Source organism: Chryseobacterium sp. StRB126 (assembly GCF_000829375.1).
Classification (GTDB): Bacteria; Bacteroidota; Bacteroidia; order Flavobacteriales; family Weeksellaceae; genus Chryseobacterium.
Window position 1 is genome coordinate 5181425 of the sequence record NZ_AP014624.1, and the last position, 13368, is coordinate 5194792.

Below are 13368 nucleotides of genomic sequence, written 5' to 3' on the forward strand. Positions count from 1 at the left end.
TAGAAACTTTCTAGAATTTTTATGGAAACCCAAAAATATACTCCAACCAACAAGGTAAGAATCGTAACAGCGGCGTCATTATTTGACGGACATGATGCTGCGATCAATATTATGCGTCGTGTCATTCAGGGAACTGGATGTGAAGTGATTCACTTAGGACATGACAAATCAGCTGAGGAAGTTGTAAACACAGCGATCCAGGAAGATGCGAATGCGATTGCATTAACTTCATACCAGGGAGGTCACAATGAATACTTCAAATATATTTATGACCTTTTAAGAGAAAAAAACTCACCACAGATCAAAATTTTTGGTGGTGGTGGTGGTGTAATCCTGCCTGAAGAAATCGAAGATATCATGTCTTACGGAATCGACAGAATCTATTCTCCTGATGACGGCCGCGAACTTGGATTACAGGGAATGATCGACGATTTAGTGAAAAGATCAGATTTCGCAACAGGAAAAGAGGTTACAGCAAGTGATTTAGATTCAATCGACTTTGAAAATTCTACAAGCATAGCTAAAATCATTTCTGCCGTTGAAAACTTCTCAGAAGAAAAACCTGAACTGGTACAAGCTATTGACGAAAAATCAAAAGATTTAAATATCCCAATTATCGGTATCACGGGTACAGGAGGAGCCGGAAAATCTTCTTTGACAGACGAATTGGTAAGACGTTTTCTACGTTCAAATCCGGGTAAAAAAATTGCCATCATTTCGATTGACCCTTCGAAAAAGAAAACCGGAGGAGCGCTTTTGGGAGACAGAATTCGCATGAATGCGATTAATGATCCAAGAGTGTATATGCGTTCCATGGCGACGAGAGAAAACAACGTTTCCGTTTCTCCGTTCATTCATTCTGCATTAAATGTATTGAAACTAGCTCATCCTGATGTGATTATTTTGGAAACTTCAGGTATTGGTCAATCAGGTTCGGAAGTTTCTGACTTTGCAGACGTTTCCATGTACGTGATGACTCCTGAATATGGAGCTTCTACACAGTTGGAAAAAATCGACATGTTAGATTATGCGGATTTGGTCGCTTTAAACAAGTCTGATAAACGTGGTGCTTTAGATGCACTTCAGGCCGTAAGGAAGCAGTTCCAGAGAAACCATTTGTTGTGGGAAAGCCCATTAGATGACATGCCGGTGTATGCAACAAAAGCATCTCAGTTCAACGACCACGGAACAACTGAGTTATACAACCGATTGGTTGAAAAAGTTAATGAGAAATATTCTGATCTCAACTTGCGAGGTTTTGTGGAACAGGAAATTACAGACGAAGTAACGATCATTCCTCCAAAAAGAGTACGTTACCTTTCTGAAATTGTTGAAAACAACAGACAATACGACGCCAACGTTGAAAAACAGGCTGAATTAGCAAGAAAAATGTATCACATTGAAGGCGTAAAAAGTTTCCTTTCAAATGAAACTTTAGATGCTGAATATCAGAAAGCAGAAAAAGATCTTCAACAGGAGAATATTGATTTCTTAAAGAATTGGGATGATACGAAACAGGCTTTCAAAGCTGAGTTTTATTCTTATTTTGTTCGCGGAAAAGAAATTAAGGTTGAGACTTCAACCGAATCTTTATCTCATTTAAAAATTCCAAAAATATCATTGCCAAAATATACTGATTGGGGTGATTTGATTAAATGGAAAGGTCAGGAAAATCTTCCGGGAGGGTTTCCATACACTGCGGGAATTTATCCTTTCAAAAGAACTGGAGAAGATCCAACCAGAATGTTTGCCGGAGAAGGTGGGCCGGAAAGAACCAACAGAAGATTCCACTATGTTTCGGCAGAAATGGATGCAAAACGTTTATCCACAGCTTTTGACTCTGTAACTTTATACGGACAAGACCCTGCTCTTCCACCAGATATTTATGGTAAAATTGGAAATGCAGGAGTTTCTATTGCGACGTTGGATGATGCTAAAAAATTGTATTCCGGATTTGATTTGGTGAATGCAATGACTTCAGTTTCGATGACCATCAACGGACCTGCACCGATGTTATTAGCTTTCTTTATGAATGCTGCCATCGACCAGAATGTTGAGAAATATATTGCTGAACATAAGCTTGAAGCTAATGTTGAGAAAGCTTTAAAAGCAAAATTCGATGATAAAGGTTTAGAAAGACCAAAATATAACGGGGAATTACCTCCTTCCAATAATGGTTTAGGATTAAAACTATTAGGTTTAACGGGAGATGAAGTGATTCCTGCTGAAGCTTATGCTGAAATTAAGGCTAAAACGATTGCCACTGTTCGTGGGACTGTTCAGGCAGATATTTTAAAAGAAGATCAAGCTCAAAATACCTGTATTTTCTCTACTGAATTTGCCCTAAGATTAATGGGGGACGTTCAGGAATATTTCATCACAGAAAAAGTAAGAAACTTCTACTCGGTTTCTATTTCAGGATATCACATTGCTGAAGCTGGAGCAAACCCGGTTTCTCAGTTGGCATTTACACTGGCTAATGGTTTCACGTATGTGGAATATTATTTGTCAAGAGGAATGAATATCAATGATTTTGCTCCTAACTTATCCTTCTTCTTCTCTAACGGAATTGACCCTGAATATTCAGTGATCGGACGTGTAGCAAGAAGAATCTGGGCAAAAGCCATGAAACTGAAATATGGAGCAGACGAAAGAAGCCAAATGTTGAAATACCACATCCAAACTTCAGGGCGTTCGCTTCACGCTCAGGAAATTGATTTCAACGATATCAGAACCACACTACAAGCGCTTTATGCAATTTATGATAACTGTAATTCACTTCACACCAACGCTTATGATGAGGCCATTACAACGCCAACTGAGCAGTCTGTAAGAAGAGCAATGGCGATTCAGTTGATTATCAACAAAGAATTAGGGTTAGCTAAAAATGAAAACCCACTTCAGGGATCTTTCATTATTGAAGAGCTAACAGATCTTGTGGAAGAAGCTGTTTATGCAGAATTCGACAGAATTACTGAAAGGGGTGGTGTTCTTGGTGCTATGGAAACGATGTATCAACGTTCAAAAATCCAAGAAGAATCTATGCATTATGAATGGTTGAAACATACTGGAGAGTATCCAATCATCGGGGTAAATACTTTCTTAGGAAAAGATGGTTCGCCAACAGTTCGTCCTGGAGAAGTTATCCGTTCAACTGAGGAGGAAAAGCAGGTTCAGATCGAAACCCTTCATAGTTTCCAAAAATCTAATGAAGACAAGTCAGAAGCAGCCTTAAAAACATTACAACATGCAGCCATCAATCAGCAGAATTTATTTAATGTAATGATGGATGCCGTAAAATACTGTTCTCTGGGACAAATCACCAATGCTTTATTTGAAGTGGGTGGTAAGTACAGAAGAAATATGTAAGACAAGATACATCTTGACATAACAAAACCTAACAGGATTCGGAATCCTGTTAGGTTTTTTATTTATATTCGCCGCAAAAAATAAAATATGAGAATCTCACTTGCCCTTTTGCTCTGTCTTATTTTTAGTTTCACAAATGCTCAAAAGAAAAAAGGTTGTAAATAATTACAGTTACCAGTTGGATTTCATAACCGACACCTCTATCAAAAAAGGCTTAAAGTCAGCGATTTAATAAAAACATTATAATTCAAACCCCAAGGAATTTCTTTGAGGTTTTTTCGTATTTTTAATCTAAGAAAACTAACACTCATGAAAAAGGAATTTCAAATTAAAGAGCCTTGTTCTGCTGCCCGGGAAAATATGCAGGAGATTCCCGGTGGAAGCTTTTGTGATCTTTGTTCAAAGAAAGTATATGACCTAGCGGACAAAACGGATGATGAGATTAAGATATTATTACAATCACATTCATCTGTTTGTGGAAGGATTCAGGCAGATCGGTTATCTATTCCGGAAGGAAAAACAGGAACTCCATACAACTTTTTTCAACTTCCTTTTAGAAAAATAGCCAGTGGAGTCTTTCTGTCTATCTTATTTACTTCAAATCTCAACGCACAAAAAAAGAAGATTGATACTTTGGGCACTGCTGAAATACAGGGAATGATTTGGGTATCTCCTAAATCAGAGGATGAAGATTATGATTTTCCAGAGCCTGTAATCACCAGACAACTGGAAGTAAAACCTTCAGGAGATCCCGGAAACCTTATCCAGTATCAGTTTATTACGATTCTTACTCCTTTTAAAAGGTTTACATCTACTCAGGCATTTAAAAATTATATCAATATTCCTGCAGATAATATCAGAATAAACAATATTTTCGTTCTTGAAGGTGAACCTCAGAAGGGAGAATTAAATACTAATAAATATTTTCTTTTTGTGAATAAACGGCATATTAAAGATGATAATATCCTGAATCTAAATCTGGATCAAATTAAAACATTTCCTTTCAGTCCTAAGAATAAAGACTTTATTTATTTTCTGGATGGTGAAGAAATCACAAAAAAGGAATTTGAACAATACCTGAAAGAGAATAAGATTGATTACTATTTCCTTCCGGAAATCTACGCAGAAGAACTTTTTGGAAGTGATTACTACTTTGAAAACGGTGCGATTGTATCCTATAGAAAATAAGAGAGTATTTAAATAAAGAAGTTGGAAGGTCCTTTTAACAATCTTAAAAAAGTAAAACCGCAGAATCATCTGCGGTTTTACTTTATATGGAGCTGGAACTATTTCTTATTGAAATCTCCTGCAAAAACAGAAGTCAGCTTGTCTTCACTAATATATTTTTTAAGAACATCATTTACCTGTCCTACTTTTAAAGCTGAAACTTTCGCTTCCAATGTATCATAGTCTTCTAAAGGAATACCATACTGAAGCTGAGAGTTGACAAGTCCCATCAGTGTACTCTCATTCCCTAAACTTGTTTTTCTTGAAGTTAACCAAGAAGTTAGGTTAGATTTAAATTCTTCCTCAGTAAATCCTTCTTTTACAGCTTTATTTACTTCTTCTTTTAAAGCTTTGTTTACAGCATCTTTTTTAGTTGGATTAAAGAATGCATACCAACCCCAGGATGCCACATTATTATCTGTCGGAACCGCCATATATGAACCTGCACCATAACTTATCCCTTCTTTTTCACGGAGTCTCATCGGAATTCTTGCCGTCATGAATCCACCGCTGCCCAACATTTCATTAGCTATCAGCAGTGCTGGATAATCAGGGCTATTTCTATCCATAGAGAAGCTAATCTTACCTACCGCTGCTCCGTTTTCTTTATCTGGAGTTAAATAGATCTTATCTTCTTTTTTAGTCGCAAAAAGTTCAGGCTTAATTTGTTCATAGTTCGATTTGGAATTCCATTTCCCGAATGTATTTTCCATTAAAGTAGATGCTGTTTTAGAATCCAGATCTCCAATCATGGTTCCTACTCCATTATTACTTCCTATAATTTTATTGTAAAAATCTACAAGTTCCTGTCTTTTGATTGTTTTATTTGCCTCAATCTGTTCTTTGAAAGATGGAGTATAATAAATGCTTTCTTTAGGATAGTTTTCAGTAATTTTTCCAATCTCAGTAAACGCTAATGCCTGTGGATCATTTAAAGAACCTTCAAGGTAAGTATTGTATTCATTTACGGTCTTTACCAGTTCTGCTTCCGGGAAGTTAGATTCTGTAAGGATTTCTTTCATCAGATCCATTACTTTCGGCAAATGCTCTTTGTATGTATTTACGTTTGCAGTTAACGTTTGCCCTTTGAATGAGAAGTTGATGGAAGATTTCCACTGATCCAGCATATCCTGAATCTGCTCTTTCGTATGAGATTTGGTTCCGGTTTTCATAACCTGGGCCATTAAAGCTCCTATCTGAGCTTTCCCGCTTAAGTCTTTAGCGTTACTTACAGGGAAACGGAAACTTCCCATTACTTTCCCACCTTTAATTTCTTTCTTGATAACGCCATACTTCATCCCGTTGCTTAATTTACCTTCAGAAAGATTAGCTTTTAGGTTTTTAACGCTTGCTTCAAAAGGAGCTACTTCTTTTTCTAACGCTTTTCCTTTATAATCTTTGGTCAGACTAGCAATCTGGTCATCAGAATATTCAAGGTTTTTAACTCTTTTTTCATCTTTAGCTGGTACAAACACCCCTACCGTTCTGTTATTGGTTTTAAAATATTTATCAGCAACCCTTTGGATATCGGCCAAGGTTAGTTTTTCTACATTATCACGATATAGCATTCCTAACTTATAACTTCCGGCCCCTACAATCTCCGTAAGTCCAATTGCAAAATTGATGGTATTGTTTTTTGTGTTCTCAATTTGTTTTAAAATCTTAGCCTTTGCTCTTGTAACATCCTGTTCTGTATACTTAATGATTGCAACTTTGTCAAGCTCTGTTCTGAACTCACTTTCCACTGCTTTTACATCTTTATCTGCAGGAATTTCCAATCCGAAATACATAAAGGCTGCGTCTCTTACCGTTGGCTGATAAGAATAAACAGAAGCGGCTTTATGAGAATCAATCATCGCCTTATATAAATATCCTGAAGGATCTGCCGTTAATATCTCTGATAATGCATCTAATGCTGCATAATCTTTATCTGCATAAGGCGCTGTATGGTACAATGCCCCTACAATTTTACTGTCACCTGAACGTTTCAGTTCTACAAAACGTTCTCCATCCTGAGCCGGCTCAACAGTATAAGTCTGATCCAAAACTCTTGAAGGTCTCGGAATAACTGAGAAATATTGGGTGATATAATTTAAAGCCTGTTTTTCATCAAATTTACCTGCGACAACCAATGTAGCATTGTCCGGTTGATAATGTTTCTCATAGAATTTTCTAAGGGTTGGCGCCTTTACTCTTTCAATATCTTCTTTACTTCCGATGGTACTGTTTCCGTAGTTATGCCATAAATAAGCAGTGGATACAATGCGCTCCATTAGAACTGATCCCGGATTATTTTCGCCAATCTCAAATTCATTTCTTACGACAGAGAACTCTTTGTCAAGATCAGTTTGAAGAATCGTAGCATTCACCATTCTGTCTGCTTCCATTTCTAAAGCCCACTTCAGGTTTTCGTCACTGGAAGGGAAAATTTCATAATAGTTTGTTCTGTCGTACCAAGTTGTCCCATTGGCGTCTCCTCCTTTATCTGACAATTGTTTTTTAATATCACCTAATTTTTTAGTGCTTTTAAATAACATATGTTCCAGTAAGTGGGCCATTCCTTTTTCTCCATAACCTTCGTGCTTAGAACCTACATTGTAAATAATGTTCACCACCATATTACTTTGCGAGGCATCCGGAATCAAAAGAACTTTCATCCCGTTAACCAGTGTATATTCTTTTACTCCCTCTGTGTTGCTTACAAATTTTGGAGTTTCAGATTTTTGTGAAAATAAAGGTGTTGCGATTCCTGTGAAAAATAGGACGGCTGTCCCAACCAATAGATTTTTCATGTGTTTTATTTTAAATCTGTTTAATTTTGAGTGTTTTCAAGTCTATTATACTAATTAGACACTATAAATCACTGGAATGTTACAAATTTTGTCATAAAATTGCAGTATCAATAGAAATTTAGAGCAATGAAGTGTAAAGCCTTATTCAACTGGAGCAGCGGAAAAGATTCTGCCTTGGCTCTTTATAAAATAGTACAGGAAAATCAATATGATGTAGAAACTCTATTAACCAGCATCAATAAAGAATTTCAAAGGATTTCTATGCATGGGGTTCATGTTCATCTATTGGAACAGCAGGCTTCTCTTATTGGTATTCCCCTTACTAAAATGGAGCTTCCCAAAGAACCTTCTATGGAAGAGTATCAGGAAATCATGCATACAACAATGGCTGAAATACAGGCGCAGGGTATTACCCACTCTATTTTTGGAGACATTTTTCTGGAAGACCTCCGCCAATACAGAGAAAAACAATTAAATACTATTGGCATGCAGGCTGTATTTCCTCTTTGGAAACAAGATACCTCTGACCTCATCCGAGAATTTTTAAAACTGGGATTTAAAACAATTGTAACCTGTGTAAATGGAACCTATCTGGACAAAAGCTTTGCAGGAAGAATCATTGACCAGCAATTCCTTGATGATCTTCCTGAAAATATTGATCCTTGTGGAGAAAATGGGGAATTCCATACTTTTACTTTTGATGGGCCAATTTTTAAAAGCCCGGTTCAGTTTGAAATTGGAGAAACGGTGAAAAAGACCTATCCCAAGCCAAAGTCTAATTCAGAAGACCAAGATGAAGAATATGTTTTCTGGTTCTGCGACCTGATTCCAAAATAATCTACAAACGATATTTTTAGCCATGGATGAACGAATAAAATGAATCCTGTAAACTTTAAGCCTTTGCTTCTACGTGGTTTAGAAAAAATTGTTATTTCTAAACCACATAAGAACATAAAATATTAATACACAATGAGTTTATTCGTGCATTTTTCGCAATAAAATTTTACTTTAACTGTGTAATGGTATTGTTCATCGTTTCAAAGATCAGCTGAACATCTGTTTCATTGGTTTTCCAATTGACAAAAGCTGCCCGGATCCCTTTATGTTGATTATAGAAAGTGGGTGTCATGAAAACTTTCCCTGTACTATTAAGCATTTCAAGAAATTTACCTATCTCCTCCTGCTTTGTATCATCTTTCAGAGTGAAACATACTGTATTGAGACGTACCGGGACTAAGAGTTTAAAATCATTACTGTTTTCAATAAGTCTTCCAAAATTTCTGGCCAATGACACATTATTTTCTACAATTTCCTTATAGCCTTCTTTTCCATAAGCCATTAAAGTAAACCATGCCGGAAGAGCTTTTAGGCGTCTTGAGTTCTCAGGAAGAAAATTCAAATAATTGAAATCAGCCAAAGGATCTACTAAATAAGGAGCATTGGAATTCTGAAAGGTTTCTCCCTGCAAAATCTTGTATTCTTCCTTTACAAAAAATAGGGCACTTTCATAAGGAACATTCAGCCATTTATGGCAGTCTACCGTAATACTGTCGGCACTTTCCCAACCTTTAACAAGATGTTTATAATGTTCGGAGCAAGCAGCAAAGCCGCCAAAAGCAGCATCAATATGCCACCAGAAGTTATATTTTTCTTTCAGTTTTTTGATCTCTATGAAATCATCAAAATCAACAGTATTTACAGTTCCACCGCTGGAGATCAGTATAAACGGTTCATTGTTCAGTCGTATGATCTGTTCTTCCAGATCTTTAATAGAAATAGCTTCACGATCATTTCCATCAGTTTTAACCGTGATCATATTATTGCTGCCCATTCCTAAAAGAGATAGTGACTTTACAGAGGAAGAATGAGGAGTTGCTGTCAGAACTTTCATGGTTTCAGAAACTCCTTCTTTAGCAATATCTCGTCCTTTTTCTTTCCCTAACCATTGACGAGCAACTGCCAGACAGGTAAAATTAGACATTGTTGCTCCGGTAACAAAGCCGCCTAGAAAACTATCCGGAAGTTCCAGTAGCTCCAGAATAAGTTTGATGGTTTCAAATTCTACATTCGCAGAAATATCTCCCTGCCCTTTTGTAGATTGGGTATTCTGATCATAAATGGTAGTCAGCCAGTCTCCGGCAATAGATGCCGGTGTAGTGCCTCCGGTTACAAATCCCAAATATCTTGGGCCGGAAGATGCTACCATGATAGCTTCAAACCTTTCGTTGAATATTTTGATTACTTCTTCGGTTCCATAACCATACTCCGGCAGGCTTACCGGCTCTGATACAAAAGGGTTATTGATGGATGTAGGCCTGTCCGAAAGAGAACTCAGGTATTCTGCTCCTTGCTTTTTTATAATATCTAATAGATGGCTTATGTTTACTGAATCATTTTTCAGGTGTTCTTTCATGATGGTGGGATAATGTATAATCTATTCAAATGTATTGAATAGTCTTCAAAGAACCATTAAATATAGAATAAATACTCGAATTTTCCCTTCTTAGCACGCATTTTGCATCCTACAACGCTCTTAAAAATTTCAGTATCTTTAAGAGTATCAACTTTAATCTCAAAAAAATAAACACCCATGATCAAAAATTTAATGTTCCTTATTTCTTTTTGTTTTTTAGTATTGTCATGTAAAACAGAGACTCCATTACCTCCCGTTGATAAAAAAGCAATTGTTGATTCTACCATCACCGCTTTTCAGGAAACACTTTTAGAGCAGCAGATTGATTCTGTATTCAAGAAGTATCATTTTAATGGAAGTATAGCCGTTTTTAAAGATTCTCTTCCTCTTTACAAAAAAGAAAAAGGGTATTCGGATTTTAAGAGAAAAACTAAAATAGACAGCAGTACCATTTTTGCTATAGGATCTGTAAGTAAGCAGTTCACGGCCGTTATGGTCTTGCTTCAGATGGAACAGGGAAAATTAAATGTTACGGATAAAGTTTCTAAATATTTAAAGGAGTTTCAGATCAAAGAATATGAAAACATTACGATTCATCAGCTTCTGAATCACACTTCAGGACTGAATATGATGGGTGGAAAACTGATGTTTAAAAGCGGGACAGATTTTTTCTACTCCAACGATGGTTTTAATGCGTTGGGAAAAATCGTAGAAACCGTATCCGGAAAATCATACGATGACAATGCGTTAGAACTATTCAAAAAGGCAGGTATGACCCAATCTTCAACCGGAGATATTTTTAAAGGAAACAATTTTGCATCTGCTTATTTGGGAAATGCTAATAAATTCGAAGAAGTTCCCAATATGCCTAAAAGATTAGGTGGAAAAGAAATAGGTACTCCTGCCGGTGGAGTTCTTTCTACTATTCAGGATCTTCATGCATGGAACAGTGCGTTGTATGGCGGCAAAATTCTGAAGCCGGAAACGCTTAAACTCTTCATGGCAAAAAGTGCAGAAAGACGACATGCAATCTTTGGAAAAATGGGCTATGCCTATGGAATTATGCTGAACATCGGCAAGCCCAATTCTTATTTTCACAGCGGATATATAAAAGGTTCCCCTTCTCTGAATATCTATTATCCTGAAACAAAGACTTCTGTTATTATTCTTTCTAATATTGCAGATGAAGAAAAAGGAAAGAGTCTAGTTTTCAAACCGCATATTGAAGTAAAAAAAATTACAGATCATCTTGAAAACACCCTTAATCAGCTTAGATCAGGACACTAATTTTTCTTGCTTTATAATACAATAACTGAATTTTAACTGCCATAGCATATAAAAAGAAAAGCTTTAGCATTCCACTTCCCTCTACTGCCAGATTATCATAAAAAAGATAGACAGAAGTGAAAAGCACAATGCCAGCAAGTGCATTCTTTATTATCAAAGGATGGAAACTGAGCTGTACGTAATGGTAGAGTTTCATTTTTCTGAAAATGAGGTTATAGGCTAAGAGTGAAATCAAGGCTCCTAACAAAACAACTTCAGAATACATAAACACTTCTGGGCCCGTCAATATAAATTTGGAAAGAAGCAACGTGAAGACCGCAGCATACAGCATAATATTCTTAAATCTTTTCTGAAGCATTTCTTTTTCAAGCCTTGTAATCTTTCTGAATGAGAACAGATCTGCCTTTACAATATCCAGTTCCTGTTTCCAGCTTAGTTTTGTATTCTGAAAGGCTTCATCAAAATTTGATTTCTGCTCTTCCATAAGCGTAGAAATTTGTTGGATAAAATGATCTTTAATTTCAAAAAATAGTTCCCGATTAAGATTCTTTGACAAAAGGAATTGATGTATTTCTTTTTCCTGAATAAGTGTAATCATATAAAAATGGTTATTAGTTTTTATTTTTTTTAATTGATATGTTTACTGACGATCAGTATTAAGGTTAAGGAAATCTTCCATTCTCAGCAGACTTTTCTTATGTTCATAAAAATTGAATAAAGTAAAAATCACCAAGCTTTGCAGTAAAAAAGGGATCAACAATGTAACCGCTACCATAAAGGTATTGGTATGATTCTGCTCTCTAAAAAACTGATAAGCATAATGCCCGTCCCTCAGCACCATTTGCAGCATAGATATTGTCCCTATCAGCAGTAATCCCATATTTTGCTGGTACATCGTATACAGGCATCTCCCTTTGTATTTAAAATCAGGTTTCATATATTTTCGGATTTTAAAATTCAGGATCCATGCCGTTCCCAGCACTAATAAAAATATTCCGTTCAATCCTTTGAAAAGAATGCTGTACGTTTCTACACTATTGGAAAGATAAATCAACAGCATATTGATTCCGAAAAACAGCAGTCCTATTAAAAAAGATTTTTTCAACAGACTGTTGTATTTTTCACGGATTACTTTCTTTGCGATCAATGGAATAGGTTCCCTAAAAAACATCCAGTATCCTGTGGCCGTAAATTCATCCTTCCATAATTCTTTTACTCGGGAAAGAGCTTCTTCAAAGCTGAGATTTTCCTCCAGTTCCCAATCCATGATCTGATTAATCATATGATCTTTAATCTCTATCTGGAGGTCCAGTGAAAGGTTTTTGGAAATAAGATACTCTGTAACCTTACTTTCCTGCACTGTGCTTATCATATGCTAAAAATAGATTGAAGATTTATCAGATAACTTTTCATCTCACTCTCCTGCTCTGCCTGCTGTTTCTTTCCTTTTTCAGTAAGCAGGTAGTATTTACGATCTCTTCCGTTTATTTTCTGAATTTCCGAAGTAATCATCCCATCGTTCTCCAGCTTATGAAGTAACGGATAAAGTGCTCCTTCTGTCATCTCAAGTTCACCCTGGGTAAGCTCTTTGGCTCTTTGGGTAATTTGGTAGCCATACATTTTAACCTCTTTTGAAAGCAACTTCAAAATAATGTTCTGTAACGTTCCTTTATAAAGACTGTTTTTTTTCATGGTGCTATTTTAATACATTGCAAACATATGCATAATTTTCTTATGCATTAAATTTATTTTAAAATTTTTATTTTGCCTTATGAAAAAGATGTACTTCATTGCAATTTACCCACCTGAGGAAATCATTAAGGAGATTAGGGACTTTAAAAGAGATATGGCTATTTTTTATCATAGTTCTCAGGCGCTAAAAAATGATGCCCATATCACCCTTTTCCCTCCTTTCTCCAGAGAACCGGAATTAGAGGAAGATATTCACGCTGCTTTTCAGAAAATTAATACCAGTCTTCCGCCATTTGAAATTGAATTGAATGGTTTCGGTAGTTTTCCCAATCCCAAAAATCCGGTGATCTTTGTGCATCCTGAAGATAATATTCGCTTAACAGATCTTTACAACAGGGTAAAACAACAGTTTAGCTTTGCAAAATATTCTTTCACCCCTCATATGACCATAGGCTACAGAGATTTGAGTTGGGAAAATTATCTTAAAGCCTGAGAAAAATATCAACACAAGGAATACAAAACGAAATTTTTAGTTGATAAAATCCTATTGTTACGCCATGATGGGAATTGGGTTCCTATTGCAGAGAA

Annotated in this window: 10 protein-coding genes; 5 read left to right on the forward strand and 5 right to left on the reverse strand. The window is 36.2% G+C overall.

All coding sequences use genetic code 11. From position 1 onward, the window contains the following. The first annotated feature begins 21 nt into the window (after positions 1–21). Entirely contained in the window at positions 22–3369 is a 3348-nt protein-coding gene (locus tag CHSO_RS23435; RefSeq protein WP_045501221.1) for a methylmalonyl-CoA mutase family protein, read from the forward strand. Between the two features lie 309 nt (positions 3370–3678). After that, on the forward strand, positions 3679–4557 hold the full coding sequence (locus CHSO_RS23440) for a hypothetical protein (protein ID WP_045501222.1): 879 nt from the start codon (positions 3679–3681) through the stop codon (positions 4555–4557). A gap of 98 nt (positions 4558–4655) precedes the next feature. On the opposite strand, the gene CHSO_RS23445 is transcribed toward CHSO_RS23440, so the two are convergent. Then, positions 4656–7388 (reverse strand): M16 family metallopeptidase, encoded by a 2733-nt coding sequence (locus tag CHSO_RS23445; RefSeq protein ID WP_084221056.1) that lies wholly within the window; start codon positions 7386–7388, stop codon positions 4656–4658. 126 nt (positions 7389–7514) lie between these two features. Here CHSO_RS23445 and CHSO_RS23450 point away from each other — a divergent pair, with 126 nt between their 5' ends. Further along, positions 7515–8225: a diphthine--ammonia ligase gene (locus CHSO_RS23450; protein ID WP_045501224.1), complete on the forward strand. Its 711-nt coding sequence runs from the start codon at positions 7515–7517 to the stop codon at positions 8223–8225. A 166-nt stretch (positions 8226–8391) separates the two neighbouring features. Here CHSO_RS23450 and CHSO_RS23455 read toward each other — a convergent pair whose 3' ends face one another. Beyond that, positions 8392–9801, reverse strand: coding sequence for a pyridoxal phosphate-dependent decarboxylase family protein (locus CHSO_RS23455; RefSeq protein ID WP_045501225.1), 1410 nt, complete (start codon positions 9799–9801; stop codon positions 8392–8394). 177 nt (positions 9802–9978) lie between these two features. Here CHSO_RS23455 and CHSO_RS23460 point away from each other — a divergent pair, with 177 nt between their 5' ends. Next, complete coding sequence (locus CHSO_RS23460; RefSeq protein ID WP_045501226.1) at positions 9979–11088, forward strand: serine hydrolase domain-containing protein; 1110 nt, start codon at positions 9979–9981, stop codon at positions 11086–11088. On the opposite strand, the gene CHSO_RS25230 is transcribed toward CHSO_RS23460, so the two are convergent. From CHSO_RS25230 to CHSO_RS23475, 3 genes are read right to left on the reverse strand one after another with little or no spacing between them, the layout of a single operon-like run. Beyond that, positions 11072–11686, reverse strand: a complete 615-nt coding sequence (locus CHSO_RS25230; protein WP_052480707.1) for a hypothetical protein — start codon at positions 11684–11686, stop codon at positions 11072–11074. The genes CHSO_RS23460 and CHSO_RS25230 overlap by 17 nt on opposite strands. Positions 11687–11728: 42 nt before the next feature. Next, positions 11729–12460, reverse strand: coding sequence for a hypothetical protein (locus CHSO_RS23470; protein ID WP_045501227.1), 732 nt, complete (start codon positions 12458–12460; stop codon positions 11729–11731). Further along, positions 12457–12780: a PadR family transcriptional regulator gene (locus CHSO_RS23475; RefSeq protein ID WP_045501228.1), complete on the reverse strand. Its 324-nt coding sequence runs from the start codon at positions 12778–12780 to the stop codon at positions 12457–12459. Before CHSO_RS23475 ends, CHSO_RS23470 begins: the two co-directional genes overlap by 4 nt. Positions 12781–12859: 79 nt before the next feature. Here CHSO_RS23475 and CHSO_RS23480 point away from each other — a divergent pair, with 79 nt between their 5' ends. Then, positions 12860–13273 (forward strand): 2'-5' RNA ligase family protein, encoded by a 414-nt coding sequence (locus CHSO_RS23480; protein WP_232509120.1) that lies wholly within the window; start codon positions 12860–12862, stop codon positions 13271–13273. Positions 13274–13368: the final 95 nt, after the last annotated feature.

Coding starts and splice junctions, on each gene's coding strand:
- CHSO_RS23460 (WP_045501226.1), top strand. CDS start 9,979: ATGATCAAAAATTTAATGTTCCTTATTTCTTTTTGTTTTTTAGTATTG.
- CHSO_RS23480 (WP_232509120.1), top strand. CDS start 12,860: ATGAAAAAGATGTACTTCATTGCAATTTACCCACCTGAGGAAATCATT.
- CHSO_RS23445 (WP_084221056.1), bottom strand. CDS start 7,388: ATGAAAAATCTATTGGTTGGGACAGCCGTCCTATTTTTCACAGGAATC.
- CHSO_RS23435 (WP_045501221.1), top strand. CDS start 22: ATGGAAACCCAAAAATATACTCCAACCAACAAGGTAAGAATCGTAACA.
- CHSO_RS23440 (WP_045501222.1), top strand. CDS start 3,679: ATGAAAAAGGAATTTCAAATTAAAGAGCCTTGTTCTGCTGCCCGGGAA.
- CHSO_RS23470 (WP_045501227.1), bottom strand. CDS start 12,460: ATGATAAGCACAGTGCAGGAAAGTAAGGTTACAGAGTATCTTATTTCC.
- CHSO_RS23475 (WP_045501228.1), bottom strand. CDS start 12,780: ATGAAAAAAAACAGTCTTTATAAAGGAACGTTACAGAACATTATTTTG.
- CHSO_RS23455 (WP_045501225.1), bottom strand. CDS start 9,801: ATGAAAGAACACCTGAAAAATGATTCAGTAAACATAAGCCATCTATTA.
- CHSO_RS25230 (WP_052480707.1), bottom strand. CDS start 11,686: ATGATTACACTTATTCAGGAAAAAGAAATACATCAATTCCTTTTGTCA.
- CHSO_RS23450 (WP_045501224.1), top strand. CDS start 7,515: ATGAAGTGTAAAGCCTTATTCAACTGGAGCAGCGGAAAAGATTCTGCC.